The organism is Pedobacter sp., from assembly GCF_046462515.1.
GTDB lineage: Bacteria > Bacteroidota > Bacteroidia > Sphingobacteriales > Sphingobacteriaceae > Pedobacter.
The window spans coordinates 604,881-623,096 of record NZ_JBKGVD010000008.1 but is presented as its reverse complement, the minus strand read 5'-3'; the positions used below and the strand labels follow the sequence as shown (position 1 = coordinate 623,096).

The window sequence follows — 18,216 nt, the reverse complement described above, 5'->3', positions numbered from 1 at the left end:
AAGATCAATGATGATAGTGTTAGAAGTGCTTTACCCAAGCTTTATCTAAATATTGCCCAATGTTATAAAGATCTGGAGAATACAGAAAAATCAAAGGAATATACCGAATTGGCTGCTTTATTTAAGCATAACCCCACTGATAAAGGTCCTTTTTATCATGGTACAAAAGCGAATTTGAAAACCGGTGATTTACTAATTGCTGGTGGCAGTTCAAATTACAAGGCTGAATTTAAAATGAACCATATTTATTTTACCGCTTTGGTTAACGGGGCTGGGCTTGCTGCCGCATTGGCAAGGGGCAATGCGCCTGAACGTGTATATGTGGTTGAACCAACGGGCAGCTATGAAAATGATCCCAATTTAACCGATCAGAAGTTCCCAGGCAATCCTACCCGTTCCTACCGTTCGCGAGCTCCGTTAAAAATTATTGGAGAAATAACCAACTGGCAGAGGCCAACACCCGAAGAATTGCAAAAATTCCGTGAAAAATTAGCCGACAGCAAAGGCGAAATCATTAATTAGTAATAAGAAACAGGTAAGATCTCGAAGCGAGTTCAGCAAAACGAAACTCTTATTTAACGTCCCTGAACTCGTTTCATGTCTATATCTCTCTAAGATGCTGAATCAAGTGAGGCATGGCGAATCTTTAGCACGAAACGCAATATCACTATAGAAGCGCTGGCCTTTTTACCATGGGCAAAAAACCAAATATTTAATCGCTTGTTATAATGAAAAAAGATCAGCAGAATGATTTTACTTGGAATTAAGGCACAGATTTAATTACAAAAGACAATGAAAGCAGAAAATAAAAGTATCCAAGTAGTAATAGAAACCCCTAAAGGCAGTGTAGAGAAATACGCATATAAAAAGAAAACAGGCTTTTTTCAACTTAAAAAAATTTTACCTACCGGAATGGTTTTCCCTTATGATTTTGGCTTTATACCACATACCAAAGGACAAGACGGCGATCCCTTAGATATCATCGTGATATCCGAATTTCACAGTTTTCCGGGTATAATGATAGAATGCAGGCTTGTTGGAGGTTTTAAAGCCAGGCAGGGCAAAACTAAAAGCAAATTGGTAAAGAATGATAGGTTCATTGCAATACCGTTAGCCTCAGCGATTTTCAAGGATTTAACAGACTGGAAAAATATTCCGGAAACCATTATCAAAGCGCTGGAAGATTTTTTTATAAATTACAATAAAGAAGAAGGCAAGATATTTAAAACTACGGGTTATTTAAGCGCCGCTAAAGCATTCAAAAAAATTAAACGTCAAACATTATGAAAGATATCGATACGCTTTGGAAAACAGACGAACATCTTCAGCCCTTACCCATGGCCATAAGGGCTTTTATCATATTTATTATTGCCCTGATCTTGTTACGTTTTGGAGGCATAAGAATATTTGGGCAAAAATCAGCTCTTGATAGTGTTATCGTTATCATGTTTGGGGCTGTGATGGCAAGAGGTATTGTAGGAGCTTCAGCTCTTCATTCAACAGTAATAGCCGCTGCTATGATGGTTTTAACCAATCGTTTGATTGCATGGCTATGTCAAAAAAACAACTGGTTCAACAGTCTTATTAAAGGAAATGCAATAATTTTAGTTGAGTTTGGCAAGATCAGATGGGATGCAATGAAATCGGTTAATTTAACACAAACAGACCTTGTAGAAAGCTTGCGTTTAGAAACCAAAAGTGAAAATCTGGCCCATGTTGAAAAAGCCATTCTCGAAACCAACGGTAGGATCAGTTTTATATTGAAAAAGCATTCATCCTGATCAAATTCTAAGAACGCTGATGTTTTTTTAAAAAAAAGGCGGAATCAAATCCGCCTTTGGTTATGAGCCATGCTTATCAGCATGTTTTTTAGATGCTTCAGCCGCTGATTCTTTAGCTTTATGCGCATGCCCGCTGGCAGCATGTGCAGGGTGTGAGGCTTTTTCGTCATTACCTTCTGTATGACTTTTATGTGCCGCTGTGTGATGTTTAGCTGCCGCAGTATGGTGCTTCGCAGCTTCTTCGTGATGATTATGTTTCATAGGTTTTAAGTTTTTGTTACATCTATGGAACAGCCCCTATAGAAAAAAGTTTCAAAAATTATTAATCCATAACATTATTATTTTAAAACTCAAATAGCGCTATCTTTATGATATCAAATAAAAGTCATGGAACCACAAATGGTATGGGCCAATCTGGCTGTGCGCAACTTAGAGCGAACCACAAAATTTTATACAGAACTGGGCTTTAAGCTCAATTGCTCACCTAATGATCAATTAACCAGTTTTAAGTTCGGTGCAAATGGGTTTGTGATCCATTTTTTCTTAAAAGAGGTAATCGAGTCTAACATGAAAATGGAAATGGCAGATGCGGAACTTGGGGCCGAGGTATTGTTCTCGCTTTCTGCCAAAAACAAAGAAGAGGTAGATCAATGGGCTGCAAGCGTAAACAAAGCCGGTGGCAGGCTCCTCTCCCAGCCCGAATCATTTGGTGAGGGTTATTATGGTTTTATGTTTGCCGATCCCGATGGTCACCGTTACAATGTATTTTATATGTAATCATAACCTTACATAAGCCTACTAACTATTTTAAATTTGATTTTGAATGAAATTGATTAAATATTATGGTTAAAGATTACTATAATAAGTTATTGATCTTTAATTTTTTTGATTTCACCAATCATTTTTTCTGCATTACCGTTGGTACCGCCAAGACTGATCGCTTTATTATACCACTGTAAGGCCAGATCATACTGTTTGTTGGTTAAATAGGCTTCTCCCAAACTATCGGCTACATTCGCGTTTTTAGGGAACTCTTTAGTAGCCAATTCAAATATTTTTATAGCTTCGTTAATTTTGCCTAGCCTGAGTAATTCGTACCCTATGGTGTTAAGTTCACTCGGGTTTTCAAAACTATATTCCATTTCAGAAGTTTTTTTCAACAAATAATAAGTTTCAATCGCTTTATTTACATCGGTTAGAGCTTCTTTTCTTAATGCCTGGTAAACCGATTTTTTAGGAATTTCAAAAGCTTTTCCCAACATAATGTCACGGATGGTATGCCCTAAGCTATAAACTTTATTAAGGTTGTTAGATGCCAGAATTACAATGACATCATTTTTCATGTCATTTAATAGAATAGATTCAAATTTATACGAAACACCGTTGTGACGCTGCAATTCATCTTCTTCATAATATCTGCCAAGCGAACCACCTTCTTCTTTTGCATAAGGATTATTCAGCAATGTTTCAAAGGATTTTCTGGAAATTAAACGATTACGGTTCATCGCATCAATCCATTTGTACATATCATTGACGTCCAACCAAAGCCAACCGCTGATAAATTCTACTTCTGGGCAACGGACATTGTCCATATCATAACAAGAGGTCCGGTTTTTGTAACCAAATTTTGGATCAAACACCGAATTGGTCATTTTCAAAGGTTTAATAATATTTTTAGTAACGAAATCTTGGAAAGTCATTCCTGTTATCTTTTCAATAATTCTCCTTTGCAAAAAGACGTTGCCATTGTCGTACCGGTAACCTTTTCCAGGCTCAAATAGCAAAGTATCCGTTTTTCTCAAAATCTTCCATGCTTCTTCGTCGCTTTTCGGACCGATTAATCCATTTTCTAATCTGGGAATTCCGCTGGCATAATTAATCAGATGTCTTGTCGTCACTTTTTCAGACCATTTCGGCAAACCTAAATCATATTTCGAAATCGGATCGTCAAGATTTAGTTGACCACGTTCTACCAACATCATAATAGCAACCGCGTTAAACTGCTTTGCAATAGAGTCAAAATTTAAAATTGAATTTTTCGTTAAGAGCGTTTTCTTTGTTTCATCTGTAAAGCCAAATGATTTTTGATAGATGATTTTTCCTTTTTTGGCAACAAGGACATTTCCATTGAATAAACCTCTTTTGTAGGTTTTTGCCATTAAAGAATCGATTTGATTGATGTAGTATAATTCTTTTTTCGTTTTCTCACTTTTTTGGGCCCATACATTTATTGAAAAAAGGAAAAGAAAGATGACAATTGTATTTTTCATTATTAATTTTTTGATTTTGATTTACGAAGTTCTTTTTAATAGAATTGAGGGGTACAATTTTCTAATTATGCACTCTATGGTTATACAAAACTTTTTGATAGCAATTCATTTATTTTTAATGGTTTTGCTGCAAAAGTGTATCAGAATACATTAATACGCGACCGATTAAAAAAAATCGAACTCTTTTTTTGAAAATAATCTGATTTTGCTAAGCTTGCTTTCTAAAATCGGTAGGTGTTTTCCCTGTATATTTTTTAAAGGAAGTATTAAAAGAAGATTTGGAATTAAAACCAACCCGGTACAAGATTTCCAAAACAGTTAGCTCCTGTTGAGATGGATCTTTTAAGATTTGCATTGCTTTTTCAATTCTATATTCATTTACAAAATCGAAAAAGTGTTTATCCATATAGAGGTTAATCAAAGCAGATAAATCTTTAACAGGCATTTTTACTTGCGCTGATAAATCCTGAATAGTTAATGAAGAGTCAAGATAAGGTTCTTTTTCAAGCATAAAGTTTTTTAAGAATTCTATTTCCTTATTTTTCTCTTCAACGGGTAAAGGGTTATTTTTTTGTTTTGCAACAACATCTGTAATAGGTTTCAGACCGGCATCTACTCCTCTGAAAAATTCGGGTTTATTTAACGCTACAAATAAATACCAGCACGTACAAAATAAAAATGCAAATCCATCAATGCAAACAATCCAGGCCCGGATTTCGACCTCGCCCCAACCAAAAATAAAAGTAACCAGCCATCTTACAAGGACTATAAAATGTAAAGCGTAATAGAGAATGGTTATTTTATACAGGGCATTAAGTGCAGAAATATTAGGGTTCGTGTAATTTTCGAGATAAACCGTTTTAGATTTTTTGATGACCAGAAATGAAGCTATAAAATAAACCTGGAACAGAAATTCGAAAAGAAAGTAAAAAAACTGCATGAGCGGACTATCATTCATGCTATTTAGAAAATGTATTTTCGCAGCTCTATCTACAAAATAAATTCCCCACATTAAATACAAATTGTAAGCAACAAAGGGAATTGCATGTAATAAGTGTTTTGGTTTTAACCGGAAGTTAGCGTAACAAACAGACAGTACATAGAGATAAAACGATCCTGAAACCAGATAGACAATACTGCCACGAAACATTTCGAGATTGATGTAATTAACCGGAAATTCCCGCTGCAAAAATTTTAATGCATCTACGGCATTTGTAAAAAGAAAGAAAGCAAGAAGGTAATTTGAAAGTCTTTGCTTAGTTTTTACGGTAGTCAGAAACAGGGCAAGCAGCAGTACCATGAAAATCCCAGTGGAGGAAACCAGATGCAGAAAATTAAACTTGTCCATAGTGTTTTAATACAGGGCCAAAATTGTTTAGCAGCCTATTTACCGATACAAAATTTGGTAAAGATATTATCCAACAGATCATCAGTAGTAACCGTACCGGTAATTTCGCCCAGATAATGGAGCGCCTGTTTAATATCCATAGCCAGGAAATCAGAAGTAACCGGATTATGGATGTGCATGAGTACGTTATTTAATGAGTTTTGTGTCTGTTTTAAAGCCTCTACATGACGTATATTGGTCACCAAAGTTTCGCTGGTATTGATATGGCTCAGATTTACTTTATCCAATAATGCCTGCTCTAAGGTATCGATACCTATTTTATCTTTGGCCGAAATGAGCAGTGCTTCTAATTCCTGGTAGCTATTTTTTTTCTGTGCATCTAACAATTCGGCTTTATTTACCACAAAAAGATAAGGAATCTGCTGTTGTGCCAAGCTTTCCAATTGCTTGAGTACATTGCTTTCATCTTCTTGTGCATCAACCATGTAAATGATGAGTTTAGCCTGTTTCATCTTATCTAAAGTGCGCTCTACCCCTTTGGCTTCAATAATATCGGCCGTTTCGCGGATACCCGCCGTATCAATAAACCTGAAAACCACACCATTGATATTGATCTCATCTTCAATGGTATCGCGGGTGGTTCCGGCAATATCGCTTACAATAGCCCTTTCTTCATTTAAAAGTGCGTTGAGCAAAGTAGATTTACCTACATTGGGTTTTCCGGCTATTACTACCGGAACACCGTTCTTGATTACATTACCGATCTCAAAAGAGTGGATCAAGCGTTGTAATACCTTGTTGATTTTCTGGATAAGGCTCTCTAACTCTGCCCGGTTGGCAAATTCCACATCTTCTTCTGCAAAATCGAGCTCCAGTTCTATCATACTGGCAAAGTGGATCAATTGCGTACGCAGATCTTTCAGTTCGTTGGCAAAGCCCCCACGCATCTGCTGCATAGCCACATCATGCGAGGCTTTACTGTTAGAAGCAATCAGATCGGCTACGGCTTCGGCCTGACTTAGGTCAAAAGCACCGTTTAAGAAAGCTCTTAAGGTAAACTCTCCGGGTTTGGCTGCTCTGGCTCCCTTGCTAATTAACAGGTTAATGATCTGCTGGATAATGTAATTGGAACCATGACAAGAGATTTCTACCACGTTTTCTTTGGTATAAGATTTTGGCGCAATAAATAAGCCCACAACTACCTCATCTATAATAATCTGTTCATTTTTAATTAAACCAAAATGTAAAGTATGGCTTTGCTGTTTTTCGAGATCTTTACCCGAAAAAACCTGATTGGTTAAACGAACAGAATCCGGCCCTGATAAACGGATTACACCTATGGCGCCGCTACCGGGAGGTGTAGATAATGCAATAATGGTATCTGATGTGATCATAAGTTACAAAAGTAAGGCTTTTTATGGTTAGAATAATGTAATTGCTGCTTTATGCAACAGGCTACCAAACATTTTATCTATATTTAGTGTTGAACAGAAAACTATCCTTGTAATTTATGACCAATAACCCGTACCCGCTTACCGTAAGAAGATCTATAGAATTATTAGGCATAACTTTAATTGCTTTTCTCTTAGTGGTTGGAAAAGATGTGATTATGCCGGTAATCATGGCATTCTTTATCAGCATATTGCTGTTGCCTGTTTACCGTTTTTTACGCAGATACAGAGTACCCGAAGGCATAGCTATATTTCTACCTATCTTATTGGTTTTTGTGTTTATAGCTGGTATAGTTTGGTTCTTTTCGGCACAGATCGGAGTGCTGGTTAACGATTTTCCGCAGATTAAAGCAAACGTAGCGGTACACCTGAGGTCTTTGCAAGACTGGATCAGCAGTTTTACCGATTTCTCTATAGCCAAGCAGGAAAAATTTATTAACGAAAAGAGCGATGATTTGTTTAACCTGGCAGGCAAAGTAGCCAGCGGTGCCGCTGTAACTCTAAGTAATGTATTTATTTTTGTAGCCCTGATCCCTATTTACATTTACCTGATCCTCTTCTACAAAAGCATATTGCTTAAGTTCGTGTTTATGTGGTTTAAGGTAGATCATCATCCAAGAGTTAAAGAAGCGGTTTACGAGTCAGAAGCCATTATCAAGAACTATCTCGTGGGATTATTGATCCAGATTACCTATATGACCATTTTATTGGGCGGAGGTCTGGCTTTGTTTGGTATTAAGCACGCTTTGCTGATTGGAGTAATCTTTGCAATATTGAACCTGATACCTTATGTTGGCGCATTAATAGGCAATATTTTAGGCTGTTTAATTACCTTGAGCTCTTCTACGGAGTTATGGCCGGTAATTACGGTATTGCTGGTTATTGCAGTGGTGCAATTTTTTGACAATAATATACTGATGCCCCATATTGTAGGCTCTAAAGTACGGATCAATGCCTTGGTATCTATTTTAGGTGTAGTAATTGGTGGCGTGATAGCAGGTGTATCGGGTATGTTCTTATCTATGCCTGTAATTGCTGTATTAAAGGTAATTTTTGACCGCAGTGACGGCTTTAAACATTGGGGTGTGTTATTAGGTGATGAAAGACCGGCCAAAAGCCCGATGAGCTTTGGGGTTAGAAAGAAGCTAAAGGATATAGATTCGCAGCCCTGAGTATGGTTGGATTGTTAATTGGTTAAAATAAGTGAGCTGTCATGCTGGACCTGGTTCAGCATCTTCTTAGGTAAATATAGACCCTGAAACGAGTTCAGGGTGACGTAATTGCGATGAAGCTAAAAGTAATTGGTCATGCTGAGTTTTCATTAAGTATTTATGTTTTCAATGGTATTCAAGAGGGTCACGCCATTTATTTCAGTATCTTTTCAAGTAAATACAGCCCCCGAAACAGCCTGTCTCGGTATTTCGGGAAGTTCAGGGTAATGAAAGAGTTCAAAATCAACACCGACTTATTCATGGGTAACACGCAACCCTATGCCTTCAAAAACACATCATAGGCAAAGCGTAAGATAGTTCCGAAAACTACGGTCAGGAAAAATATACGTACAAACTTATTCCCCTTTAACAAGGCCAGTTTAGCCCCCAAAAAAGAACCTGCTACATTAAAAACAGCCATAGGTATAGCAAATTGCAGCAGAATATGCCCGCTATAGGCAAAGTACAATAAGGCTGCCAAATTGGTACCCATATTCACGATCTTGGCATGAGCGCTGGCCCCCAGAAAATCAAAACCTAAGGCAGCAATAAATACCAAAATAAGAAAAGAACCTGTACCCGGTCCGATAAGCCCGTCATAAAAACCAATAATCAGCCCAAAAATAGCAGCTAAGGTAATTTGCTTTGCCATAGTTTGCTGTTTATGTTGCTGTACACCAAATTGCTTGTTAAAATAGGTATAAAGTGCAACGGCGATCAATACAACCAAAATAATGGGTTTGATCTGCGCATTATTGATCTTGCTCACTAAAAAAGCACCAGAAAAAGAAGCAATGAACGCAGAGAGTGTACAAGCGATAAGCACTTTGTAGTTAAATTTAACCTGTTTGGCATATTTAACGGCCGCAATGGTGGTTCCTGCAAGCGATGGGATTTTTACCGTTCCCAATAAAGTAGCCACCGGATATTGTGGTAAGATCAGCAAAGTTGCTGGTGTTTGTAGCAATCCTCCGCCACCTACTATGGCATCTATAAAACCTGCGCCAAATGCGGCAAGGCACAGTAAAATAATCTCCTGGTTCACGTTGGCAAAGTAAAAGATTTTAGTGCAGATTATTTAACCCTTGTAAATAAAAAGGCTATTTGATTTTTTAGGAATGCTCTTAAATTATACGCCATGCTAAAATCTTACTTGAAGGATATAGACCCTGAACTAAATTCAGTGCCTGCCCCGATTTTCGGGGGTGACGTTAAATAAGTGTTCGTCATGCTGAACTCGTTTCAGCATCTCACCTCAGTAAAATATAGACCCTGAAACGAGTTCAGGGTAACGATAATAGAAATTTATGGTGCTTTGCTTAGTGTCTCTACGTTCAACTCTTTTTCGGCCTTTTATTTTTCGGTTAGCACCAATTGGCCTGCTCGCTTACTTAAAAAGAAAAATAAGCGGCCCTGGCTTTTTGCATACTTTTTCAGCTAAAGAAAACCTGCGAAGCAAGCATGAATACCTTTGAGAATATAAAAATTTATGAATAAAATATGTCCGCGAAGAATTAAAAATAAATTCGATAGACCCCAAACTCATTTCGGGGTGACGATAAGAACAATATTTAATCAATAAAAGCTTACATCCGTTCAGGTACTTCAATACCTAAAATTTTCGTGCCTGTTTTGATTACATCGGCAGTAAGTTTACAGATATTTAACCTGTATTGCTTAATCTGCGCATTCTCTTCTTTGATAATAGGTGGCACTTCATGGTAAAACTTATTGAAAAGCTTAGCCACCTCATATAAATAATTGGCCATATAAGCCGGACTGTAAGCCTTAGCTGCTTCAGCAAGTTCATGAGGGTATTTAGCCAAAAGCATGATCAACTCCAATTCGGTATCGCTTAGTTGTGTAATAGCTGCTTTGTCTATTGAAAATTGGTAATTAGCTCTACTCAAGAGCGATTTGATCCTGGCATGGGTATATTGTATAAAAGGCCCGGTATTTCCCTGAAAATCAATAGACTCTGCCGGGTTAAATAACAAACGCTTTTTAGGCTCTACCTTAAGCAAGAAATATTTAAGCGCGCCTAAGCCAATTGTACTGTACAGGCTTTCTTTTTCCGTATCGCTAAAATCATTGGTCTTGCCCAGTTCTTCGGTTTTTTGTTTAGCGGTTTCAACCATTTCTGCAATCAGGTCATCGGCATCAACTACTGTCCCCTCCCTGCTCTTCATTTTACCACTTGGCAGATCTACCATACCGTATGATAAATGGTGCAAGCCTTTTGCCCAGCTTTTACCCAGTTTATCTAAGATCAGGAAGAGCACCTTAAAGTGGTAATCCTGTTCATTACCTACCACATAGATCGATTTATCCATATGAAAATCGTCATATTTCATCTGTGCGGTACCCAGATCCTGTGTAATATAAACCGAAGTACCATCGGCACGCAATACCAGTTTCTGGTCTAAACCATCGGCTGTAAGGTCTATCCATACAGAACCATCTTCTTTTTTAAAGAAAACGCCTTTGCTTAAGCCTTCTTCAACAATGTCTTTTCCTAACAGGTAAGTATTACTTTCGTAATAGTATTTATCAAAATCGACACCTAATTTTTTATAGGTTACGTCAAAGCCTTCGTAAACCCAGCCGTTCATTTTTTTCCAGAGCTGTACCACTTCTTCATCGCCCTGCTCCCATTTCAGCAGCATTTGCTGAGCTTCTTTGATCAATGGTGCATTCTTTTTGGCTTCTTCTTCACTATTTCCTTCTGCCGTTAAGGTTTCTATCTCTTTTTTGTATTCTTTATCAAATACAACGTAATATTTACCTACCAAGTGATCGCCCTTTAATCCCGTACTTTCGGGCGTTTCGCCATTGCCCCATTTTTGCCAGGCCAACATCGATTTACAGATATGGATGCCCCTATCGTTAACCAGGTTAACTTTGATCACCTCGTAACCATCAGCCTTTAACAATTCTGATACAGCATAACCCAACAGGTTGTTACGGATATGCCCAAGGTGCAAGGGTTTATTGGTATTGGGCGATGAGTATTCTACCATCACTTTCTGTCCGTTGGGCTTTACGCTCAGAAAATCATCGGCCAATAATTGATTGTTAAACAGATTTATCCAGTAGCTCTGTGCTATACTCAGATTTAAAAAGCCTTTTACCACGTTAAAGCCTTCCACCTCTTTAACGTTTTTTTGTAAATATTTACCAAGATCATCAGCCGTTTGCTCAGGAGATTTCTTTGAAAACCGCACCAATGGAAACACTACTATGGTAACCTGTCCTTCAAATTCTTTACGGGTTTCCTGTAAATTGATCACTGTTTCGTCTATATCCTGATTGTAAAGATGCTTTACGGCATCTTGCGTAGCTGTAATGATAAAATTCATAGCTTCAAAAATAGAGAATAATGCTGAAACCCTGAAAAAGTTTTAAAACTTGGCTGGCGGCCTCCATTTAGACACGCTCAATGTGACAAGCATAATAGTTTCAGAAACAGCCTGGGAATGATACCAAATAAAGTTCGTCACGATGCTAAAAAAGACTTCGTCATGCTGAACTTGTTTCAGCATCTACCGTAGATAATCATTCACCGTGTCAGGCTGAGCCTGTCGAAGCCTAAATTGTAGGATATTCACATTTCGACAGGCTCAATGTGACAGATAGCTCTAACGTAAGCATAATGCAACAAAAAGCGTAAAAATTGGCACTTCGAAAAAAAAGGATAGCTTTGTAGATAACTCAAATTAATCATCACGTATGCATAACAATAACTTTAAAATTGGCGTAAATACAGAAATTGGTACACTGAGAAAACTATTGGTACACAGTCCAGACAGCGGTTTGGGCAAAGTAGTACCTTCTAAAGCACAAGACTGGCTCTTTGAAGATATTGTACACCTTGACACCATCCGTAAGCACGAATACGATTATTATATTAAGCTGTTGATGTACTTTTTAGACCCCTCAAAAATTAAAGGCAAGCTTAATGAAATTGATGCAGAAGAAAACAAAAGAGGTTTCTTTAAACCTAATCACCCTAATTTTCACAACTCTGAAAACGTAATTGAAGTACAAAACTTACTGGCAGATATTCTGGCAGATGATTCTATCCGTAAAAAATTAACTGCAGCAGTATGTGCCATTGAAGGTTGCACCTATAACTTACAGTTAAAATTAACCAATACCAATCCTAAAGAACTTGCAGAGATCTTTATATCGGGCTCTATGGCCGATGATACCATGATCTTTGCTCCAATACCTAACCTTATTTTTACCCGGGATGTAGGTACTATCATCAATAATCATATCTTATTAAACAAACCGGCCAAGAAAGCCCGCGTTCGCGAAACCATGCTCATGCGCTACATTTTCTTTAACCACCCTTTCTTTGCCGCGTACCGTAATAACATTTTAGAAATACCTGATCCAACCCAACATTTTTTAAGACCGGGAGATGAACCAGCTTTCAGAACTACTTTAGAAGGTGGCGACGTAATGATGGTAAGCAAAAACCATGTACTGATCGGTGTAAGTGAGCGTACTTCTGAAGAAGGTGCAAACGAAGCTATAAGATTGCTTTTTGAAAATAACGTGGTAGAAAAAGTAACAGTGGTTAAAATACCAGCCAAACGCGATTACATGCACTTAGATACGGTATTTACACAAGTAAAACGCGATACATGGGTTATTTTACATTCTATTGCACATTCGCCAAAATACAATGAGCTGGAGCCTATCAATTTTTTGAAAGAACCAGAAAAATTAGAAACCACTACAGCCATACAATTTCATAAGGATAAACCCGGACAACCGAAATATTTTGAGCATGTGGAAGCTTTATTGAATGATATTAGTCAGAATGATCTGGGTAGTCCTACACCTGCCAAAATTATCTACAGTGGCAATAATGTGTTTCCATACGACTCAAGAGAGCAGTGGACAGACTCTTGTAACCTCTTAGCATTAAAAGAAGGCGTGGTAGTAGGTTATGACCGTAACGATAAGACTGTTGAGGCGTTTAAGGCCAACGGCTTTAATGTGGTTAATGTTAAAGATCTGGTAGCAGATTTAGAAAGCGGTAAGGTACATCCAGAAACCCTCACAGATACGCTTATATTGATGCCATCGGCAGAACTTTCAAGAGCAAGGGGTGGTTTTCACTGCATGAGCTTACCTATTTTAAGAGATGATATTTAACACGTAAATATCAAAGTTAAATTTAAAGTTAAAAAACCTATAACTTTCTATACATGCAAACCACCAATCATATCTTGATGATCAGACCGGTAGATTTTAAATACAACGAACAAACTGCCGGGAACAATAAATTTCAGATCGCTACAGAACAAAATGAAGTACAGGAAAAAGCACTTGAAGAATTTGATCAGTTTGTAGAAACACTGAGAAAGAACGGTGTAGATGTGACTGTAATTGACGATACCTTAGAACCTTCTACGCCAGATTCAATTTTTCCGAACAACTGGGTGTCTTTTCATGAAGACGGCTCTGTTTACCTCTACCCAATGTTCTCGCCCAACAGGCGTGGCGAACGCAGAAGCGATATTTTAGATAATTTAGCCAATAATTTTGAGCTGAACCATATTGCAGACATTAGTTTTTATGAAAAGCAGAACATCTTTCTTGAAGGTACAGGCAGCATGGTGTTAGATCGTGATAACAAGATTGCCTATGCCTGTTTAAGTATAAGAACAGATGCCGGAGTATTGGATAATTTCTGTATGATTACAGATTATAAACCTGTATCGTTTCACGCCGTTGATCAGGGTGGCTACCCTATTTACCATACCAACGTAATGATGTGCGTAGCCGATAAATATGTGGTAATATGCTCAGAAAGTATTGGAGATGACCACGAACGTGAATACGTATTAAACCAGATAAAGAATACAGGTAAAGAAATCATAGAAATAGGTTACGAACAGATGAACCATTTTGCTGGTAATATGCTACAGATCAGAAATGCTAAAGACGAACCGCTCTTGGTCATGTCAGAACAAGCACTTAAAGCTCTTACTAAAGAGCAGGTGGCAAAACTTGAAAAATATAACCGCATTATCAGTTCACCCCTCTATACCATTGAACAGAACGGCGGCGGCAGTGCACGCTGTATGCTTGCAGAAATACATTTACCTGTAAAGAAGGCATAGATATAAAGAGGTACTTTTAGTGCCTCTTTTTCTTTAAATACCTGTACTTCCGTCATGCTGAACTCGTTTCAGCATCTTACTCTAACAGTAGAACCTGAAATGAATTTACTCCGTAGCTTTCCGCTTCGCTCCAAGTCAGGGTGACGATGAAGTTAGAGTGGCGGTAATAGAAATTTATAGTGCCTTGCTTAGTGTTTCTTCGCTCAACTCTTTTCGGCCTTTTATTTTTCGGTTGGCACCAATTGGCCTATTCACTTACTTAAAAAGAAAAAACATTAATTATCTTAATAGACCCTGAAACAAGTTCAGGGTAACGTAAATGACAAATAAAAAAAACAGGTAAACACAACAATTTTAGAGAGTTTTCTTTGTACTGGCATATTCATTATATTTAAACCTGTTTATACCAAACAATTAATGCTTACAGATAATTACTACCTGTTTATACTATTAGCCCTACTCTCAGAAATCATAGGCACCGTTTCAGGTTTTGGCTCATCTATACTATTTGTGCCCGTAGCCTCTATGTTTTTTGATTTTAAAACAGTTTTAGGCATCACAGCTGTTTTTCATGTATTTAGTAATTTGTCAAAAATTCTGCTCTTTAGAAAAGGCATTGATAAAAATATAGCCCTCAGATTAGGTATTCCGGCTGTTTTATTTGTAATTGCAGGCGCATGGCTTACTACACTCGTACCTGCAAAACAGATAGAATTACTTATGAATATCGTATTGGTAGCACTGTCTATTTACTTATTGATAAATTTTAATAAAAGTGTTAAACAAACCAATAATAATCTATACCTGAGTGGTACGTTATCAGGCTTATTAGCAGGTCTTGTAGGTACAGGTGGAGCAATAAGAGGTATTACATTGGCCGCATTTAAACTTCCTAAAGAAATATTTATTGCCACTTCAGCCCTCATAGATCTGGGCGTAGACAGCAGTCGGGCGGTAGTTTACATTAGCAATGGCTACTTTCATAAACAAAACCTGTTATTGGTACCCTTTTTAATTGGCATAAGCATAATGGGTAGTTACTTGGGAAAATTGATACTTAAAAGAACCTCTGAAAAAGTTTTCAGGTACATGGTATTGGGGATTATTATTTTCACTTCTATTTTTCAGACCATTAAATATTTTAATAGCTAACAAGACGTTGTTTTTTCCATTTCGGTCCCAGTCATCGAAACAGAGAACAGCAAATCGTCATGCTGAATTTTTCATTAAGTATTTATGTTTTCAATGGTATTCAAGAGGGCTGTGCCGTTTATTTCAGCATCTTACTCAAGTAAGCATAGACCCTGAAATGAATTCAGGGTGACGTTGAGTGTTCGTCATGCTGAACTCGTTTCAGCATCTTACCCTAGTAAATATAGACCCTGAAACCAGTTCAGGGTGACGGTAGTGTTAAATGGGTGACACTAAACAAATAGTAATCGTCATGCTGAACTCGTTTCAGCATCTTACTTGAAGGGGAGAGAACCCGCCCGACCTATTCAAGAAAACACATAAAATAAATTAAAACTATCTAATCCTTAATTAGATTATTATAACCTATTCATTCCTTCCCTTTCCCTTATTCCTTAAAAGCCATTTTTATAAAATCAATCCTTATATACGTAACCAGTTACAATAATTTTCCATAACTTTGTAACCGGTTACATTTTATGGAAAAGAAAGACTTTTTAAAAGAGCTGGAATTAATGGCCATGATCAGTCGTATAAAACGGCTGTGCGACGACCTGCAATACAGTATTAAAGATTTTTATAAAATCTTACAAGTTGATATAGAACCCAACTGGAGCATTATGTTCTTACTGCTCAAAAAATACGGAACGTTAACTATTACCGAAATATCGGAATATTTAAGACAATCGCACCCAGCCGTGATTAAGGTCATCCATAAAATGAAAACTGCAGGCTACGTCAATTCCGTAACTGATGAAAAAGATTCACGCAAGCAGATCTTATCCCTATCAGATAAAGCGCTCAAAGCAATTCCAGAATTTGAAAAATACTGGGATGCTTGCGTAGAAACCATGAAGCAACTTACCGAAGACTGCCCGCATTTTTTAGACGATCTGGATAAGATAGAGCAAAAAGTACAGCAGAGCAGTTATAAAGAAAGAACCTTAAAAAATTTACCGCTATGAGAAATGTATTTATTGCCGGGGCAACCGGATGGGCCGGATCAGAGCTGGCTAAAGGAATAGTAAAGAGTGAAAATTTACGATTGGTGGGAGCCTTATCACGCAGCCACGCAGGAACAAATCTTGCGGAATTCTTAAAAGTAGAATCAGATTTTATCCCTGTTTATGGTAATATAGAAAATGCTTTAAATGAGATAAAAGCCGATGTAATGATAGACTATACCAATCCAAGTGTAGCTAAACATAACATCATTACGGCGCTTAACAAAAAGATCAACGTTGTGGTTGGCACATCCGGTTTAACTGAAGCCGATTACCTTGAAATAGAGAAAGTTGCTTTGAGCAATAACTGTTCGGTGCTCGCAGTTGGCAATTTTGCCCTTACCATGGTACTGTTGCAAAAATTTGCAGAAATGGCGGCAAAATATATTCCTGATTTTGAGATTATTGATTATGCGCACGAAGATAAGGTAGATGCGCCTAGCGGTACGGTAAGAGAATTGGCTTACAGGCTTACCCAAGTTCGCGAATCGCAGATACATGTGCCTGAAAGTGAATTTAAAGGCCTTAAAGAAACCCGTGGTGCACGTATGAGTGGTGTGCAAGTTCACGCTGTACGCTTACCCGGTTATGTGATCTCTGTTGAAACTCTTTTTGGTCTTAAAGATGAAAGGCTTACCATCCGTCACGATTCGGGTTCAAGCGCCCTGCCTTATGTAAAAGGAGCTATCTTGGCCCTGGAAAAAGTAGGTTCTTTTAAAGGCTTAAAACGTGGCTTAGACAGCGTAATGGATTTTTGATAATTTAATTTTTTAACAGTATACCGATGCACAAAATTAAAGGTTATGCTTTAGCCATCATTTCAGCCGTTTCTTATGGATTAATACCTCTTTTTGTTTTACCGATAAAAACAGCAGGCTTTTCTTTAGATACTACCTTGTTTTACAGGTTCTTTATTTCGGCCCTATTTATATTAGCCTACCTCTTGTATAAGAAAGAAAGCCTTAAAGTAAACCTTAAAGAATTTTTTGTACTGCTTATTTTAGGTCTTTTTTATGCCTTATCGGCAGATCTGCTATTTTTAGGTTATGACTATCTTTCGCCCGGGGTAGCTTCTACCATCTTGTTTGTATACCCGGTAATCGTGGCCTTGATTATGGTTTTCTGGTTTAAGGAAAAAATTGGCAGACTTACCATCTTATCACTATTTATAACGCTGATCGGTATACTTATCTTAAGTGCCAAAGATTCTTTACTCGATATCAGGTTTTTAGGTCTGTTCATTACGCTCTTGTGTGCGGCTTTATATGCTTTATACATCATTATTGTAAATAAAGCCAAAGTTTCAGGTTCGGGTACCAAGATCACTTTTTACTCACTCATATTTTCTGCATTATATTATTTGATTAAAACCTCGGTATTAAGAGAAAGCCTGCTGATACCAGATGCAGATCTTTTGTTGAACTTCATTTTGTTTGCATTGGTAACCACTGTTTTTTCGGTATTGGCATTGGTGCATGCCATTAAGCTCATTGGTTCTACCCCTACTTCCATTTTAGGGGCATTGGAGCCTGTGGTGGCCGTTTGCATCAGCGTAAGCTTATTTGGCGAAGATCTTACCTTAAACCTGATAGCAGGTGTTTTACTCATACTTGCGGGTGTAATCATTAATATCGTTGCAGACAGCAGAAAAAATAAAACGGATATGGAATAAATTACATCTAAATTATAAAGCATAAAAACAGCAATAACAAGCTCTTTATTAAGCAATAAGGCTAAAATAACAAGATGTACAGCATTTGTTTTTAGATCAACATTATCAAATTATAATTGTTTATCATAAAAAATTAAAAACACATCCT

17 protein-coding genes are annotated in these 18,216 nt (G+C 37.5%); 11 read left to right on the top strand and 6 right to left on the bottom strand.

Going from position 1 to position 18,216, the window contains the following annotated elements; translation table 11 throughout:
* Positions 1 to 108: 108 nt before the first annotated feature.
* The 3 genes from arr (at position 109) to ACLHG9_RS10750 (ending at position 1,781) form a co-directional block, all read left to right on the top strand.
* The gene (gene arr / locus ACLHG9_RS10760) at positions 109 to 522 is read left to right on the top strand and encodes an NAD(+)--rifampin ADP-ribosyltransferase (protein WP_410221709.1); all 414 of its coding nucleotides are present in this window, start codon (positions 109 to 111) and stop codon (positions 520 to 522) included.
* 270 nt (positions 523 to 792) lie between these two features.
* A complete protein-coding gene (locus ACLHG9_RS10755) occupies positions 793 to 1,287 on the top strand; it encodes an inorganic diphosphatase (protein ID WP_410221485.1) in 495 nt (164 codons plus the stop codon).
* The gene (locus tag ACLHG9_RS10750) at positions 1,284 to 1,781 is read left to right on the top strand and encodes a DUF421 domain-containing protein (protein ID WP_410221484.1); all 498 of its coding nucleotides are present in this window, start codon (positions 1,284 to 1,286) and stop codon (positions 1,779 to 1,781) included. Before ACLHG9_RS10755 ends, ACLHG9_RS10750 begins: the two co-directional genes overlap by 4 nt.
* 60 nt (positions 1,782 to 1,841) lie before the next feature.
* Here ACLHG9_RS10750 and ACLHG9_RS10745 read toward each other — a convergent pair whose 3' ends face one another.
* Positions 1,842 to 2,042 (bottom strand): hypothetical protein, encoded by a 201-nt coding sequence (locus tag ACLHG9_RS10745; protein WP_410221483.1) that lies wholly within the window; start codon positions 2,040 to 2,042, stop codon positions 1,842 to 1,844.
* A 126-nt stretch (positions 2,043 to 2,168) separates the two neighbouring features.
* Here ACLHG9_RS10745 and ACLHG9_RS10740 point away from each other — a divergent pair, with 126 nt between their 5' ends.
* Positions 2,169 to 2,558: a VOC family protein gene (locus tag ACLHG9_RS10740; protein ID WP_410221482.1), complete on the top strand. Its 390-nt coding sequence runs from the start codon at positions 2,169 to 2,171 to the stop codon at positions 2,556 to 2,558.
* An 89-nt stretch (positions 2,559 to 2,647) separates the two neighbouring features.
* Here ACLHG9_RS10740 and ACLHG9_RS10735 read toward each other — a convergent pair whose 3' ends face one another.
* The 3 genes from ACLHG9_RS10735 to mnmE all read right to left on the bottom strand — a co-directional run bounded on the left by ACLHG9_RS10735 (position 2,648) and on the right by mnmE (position 6,793).
* A complete protein-coding gene (locus ACLHG9_RS10735; protein WP_410221481.1) occupies positions 2,648 to 4,051 on the bottom strand; it encodes a serine hydrolase in 1,404 nt (467 codons plus the stop codon).
* A 208-nt stretch (positions 4,052 to 4,259) separates the two neighbouring features.
* Complete coding sequence (locus ACLHG9_RS10730; protein WP_410221480.1) at positions 4,260 to 5,399, bottom strand: helix-turn-helix domain-containing protein; 1,140 nt, start codon at positions 5,397 to 5,399, stop codon at positions 4,260 to 4,262.
* 35 nt (positions 5,400 to 5,434) lie between these two features.
* The gene (gene mnmE / locus ACLHG9_RS10725; RefSeq protein ID WP_410221479.1) at positions 5,435 to 6,793 is read right to left on the bottom strand and encodes a tRNA uridine-5-carboxymethylaminomethyl(34) synthesis GTPase MnmE; all 1,359 of its coding nucleotides are present in this window, start codon (positions 6,791 to 6,793) and stop codon (positions 5,435 to 5,437) included.
* Positions 6,794 to 6,909: 116 nt separating this feature from the next.
* On the opposite strand from mnmE, the gene ACLHG9_RS10720 reads away from it, so the two are divergent.
* Entirely contained in the window at positions 6,910 to 8,022 is a 1,113-nt protein-coding gene (locus ACLHG9_RS10720) for an AI-2E family transporter (RefSeq protein ID WP_410221478.1), read from the top strand.
* Between the two features lie 316 nt (positions 8,023 to 8,338).
* Here ACLHG9_RS10720 and ACLHG9_RS10715 read toward each other — a convergent pair whose 3' ends face one another.
* Both ACLHG9_RS10715 and argS read right to left on the bottom strand, forming a co-directional pair.
* A complete protein-coding gene (locus ACLHG9_RS10715; RefSeq protein ID WP_410221477.1) occupies positions 8,339 to 9,106 on the bottom strand; it encodes a sulfite exporter TauE/SafE family protein in 768 nt (255 codons plus the stop codon).
* 541 nt (positions 9,107 to 9,647) lie between these two features.
* Complete coding sequence (gene argS, locus ACLHG9_RS10710; RefSeq protein ID WP_410221476.1) at positions 9,648 to 11,420, bottom strand: arginine--tRNA ligase; 1,773 nt, start codon at positions 11,418 to 11,420, stop codon at positions 9,648 to 9,650.
* Positions 11,421 to 11,790: 370 nt separating this feature from the next.
* Between argS and ACLHG9_RS10705 the strand changes: the two genes are divergently transcribed.
* The 6 genes from ACLHG9_RS10705 (at position 11,791) to ACLHG9_RS10680 (ending at position 18,068) form a co-directional block, all read left to right on the top strand.
* Positions 11,791 to 13,230, top strand: coding sequence for an arginine deiminase family protein (locus ACLHG9_RS10705; RefSeq protein WP_410221475.1), 1,440 nt, complete (start codon positions 11,791 to 11,793; stop codon positions 13,228 to 13,230).
* Between the two features lie 53 nt (positions 13,231 to 13,283).
* Positions 13,284 to 14,201, top strand: coding sequence for a citrulline utilization hydrolase CtlX (ctlX, locus tag ACLHG9_RS10700; RefSeq protein ID WP_410221474.1), 918 nt, complete (start codon positions 13,284 to 13,286; stop codon positions 14,199 to 14,201).
* A 417-nt stretch (positions 14,202 to 14,618) separates the two neighbouring features.
* A complete protein-coding gene (locus ACLHG9_RS10695; protein WP_410221473.1) occupies positions 14,619 to 15,353 on the top strand; it encodes a sulfite exporter TauE/SafE family protein in 735 nt (244 codons plus the stop codon).
* Positions 15,354 to 15,871: 518 nt separating this feature from the next.
* Positions 15,872 to 16,357 carry a MarR family winged helix-turn-helix transcriptional regulator gene (locus tag ACLHG9_RS10690; RefSeq protein WP_410221472.1) on the top strand — a complete coding sequence of 162 codons (486 nt, stop codon included), beginning with the start codon at positions 15,872 to 15,874 and terminating at the stop codon, positions 16,355 to 16,357.
* The gene (gene dapB, locus ACLHG9_RS10685) at positions 16,354 to 17,154 is read left to right on the top strand and encodes a 4-hydroxy-tetrahydrodipicolinate reductase (RefSeq protein WP_410221471.1); all 801 of its coding nucleotides are present in this window, start codon (positions 16,354 to 16,356) and stop codon (positions 17,152 to 17,154) included. The genes ACLHG9_RS10690 and dapB overlap by 4 nt, the downstream gene beginning before the upstream one ends.
* Before the next feature lie 26 nt (positions 17,155 to 17,180).
* A complete protein-coding gene (locus tag ACLHG9_RS10680; RefSeq protein WP_410221470.1) occupies positions 17,181 to 18,068 on the top strand; it encodes a DMT family transporter in 888 nt (295 codons plus the stop codon).
* Positions 18,069 to 18,216: the final 148 nt, after the last annotated feature.

What these genes read in the sequence shown, in the direction of transcription:
- ACLHG9_RS10695 (WP_410221473.1), top strand. Translation starts at nt 14,619, where the DNA reads ATGCTTACAGATAATTACTACCTGTTTATACTATTAGCCCTACTCTCA.
- ACLHG9_RS10740 (WP_410221482.1), top strand. Translation starts at nt 2,169, where the DNA reads ATGGAACCACAAATGGTATGGGCCAATCTGGCTGTGCGCAACTTAGAG.
- mnmE (WP_410221479.1), bottom strand. Translation starts at nt 6,793, where the DNA reads ATGATCACATCAGATACCATTATTGCATTATCTACACCTCCCGGTAGC.
- ACLHG9_RS10735 (WP_410221481.1), bottom strand. Translation starts at nt 4,051, where the DNA reads ATGAAAAATACAATTGTCATCTTTCTTTTCCTTTTTTCAATAAATGTA.
- ACLHG9_RS10690 (WP_410221472.1), top strand. Translation starts at nt 15,872, where the DNA reads ATGGAAAAGAAAGACTTTTTAAAAGAGCTGGAATTAATGGCCATGATC.
- ACLHG9_RS10705 (WP_410221475.1), top strand. Translation starts at nt 11,791, where the DNA reads ATGCATAACAATAACTTTAAAATTGGCGTAAATACAGAAATTGGTACA.
- ACLHG9_RS10680 (WP_410221470.1), top strand. Translation starts at nt 17,181, where the DNA reads ATGCACAAAATTAAAGGTTATGCTTTAGCCATCATTTCAGCCGTTTCT.
- ACLHG9_RS10720 (WP_410221478.1), top strand. Translation starts at nt 6,910, where the DNA reads ATGACCAATAACCCGTACCCGCTTACCGTAAGAAGATCTATAGAATTA.
- argS (WP_410221476.1), bottom strand. Translation starts at nt 11,420, where the DNA reads ATGAATTTTATCATTACAGCTACGCAAGATGCCGTAAAGCATCTTTAC.
- ACLHG9_RS10730 (WP_410221480.1), bottom strand. Translation starts at nt 5,399, where the DNA reads ATGGACAAGTTTAATTTTCTGCATCTGGTTTCCTCCACTGGGATTTTC.
- ACLHG9_RS10755 (WP_410221485.1), top strand. Translation starts at nt 793, where the DNA reads ATGAAAGCAGAAAATAAAAGTATCCAAGTAGTAATAGAAACCCCTAAA.
- ctlX (WP_410221474.1), top strand. Translation starts at nt 13,284, where the DNA reads ATGCAAACCACCAATCATATCTTGATGATCAGACCGGTAGATTTTAAA.
- dapB (WP_410221471.1), top strand. Translation starts at nt 16,354, where the DNA reads ATGAGAAATGTATTTATTGCCGGGGCAACCGGATGGGCCGGATCAGAG.
- ACLHG9_RS10750 (WP_410221484.1), top strand. Translation starts at nt 1,284, where the DNA reads ATGAAAGATATCGATACGCTTTGGAAAACAGACGAACATCTTCAGCCC.
- ACLHG9_RS10745 (WP_410221483.1), bottom strand. Translation starts at nt 2,042, where the DNA reads ATGAAACATAATCATCACGAAGAAGCTGCGAAGCACCATACTGCGGCA.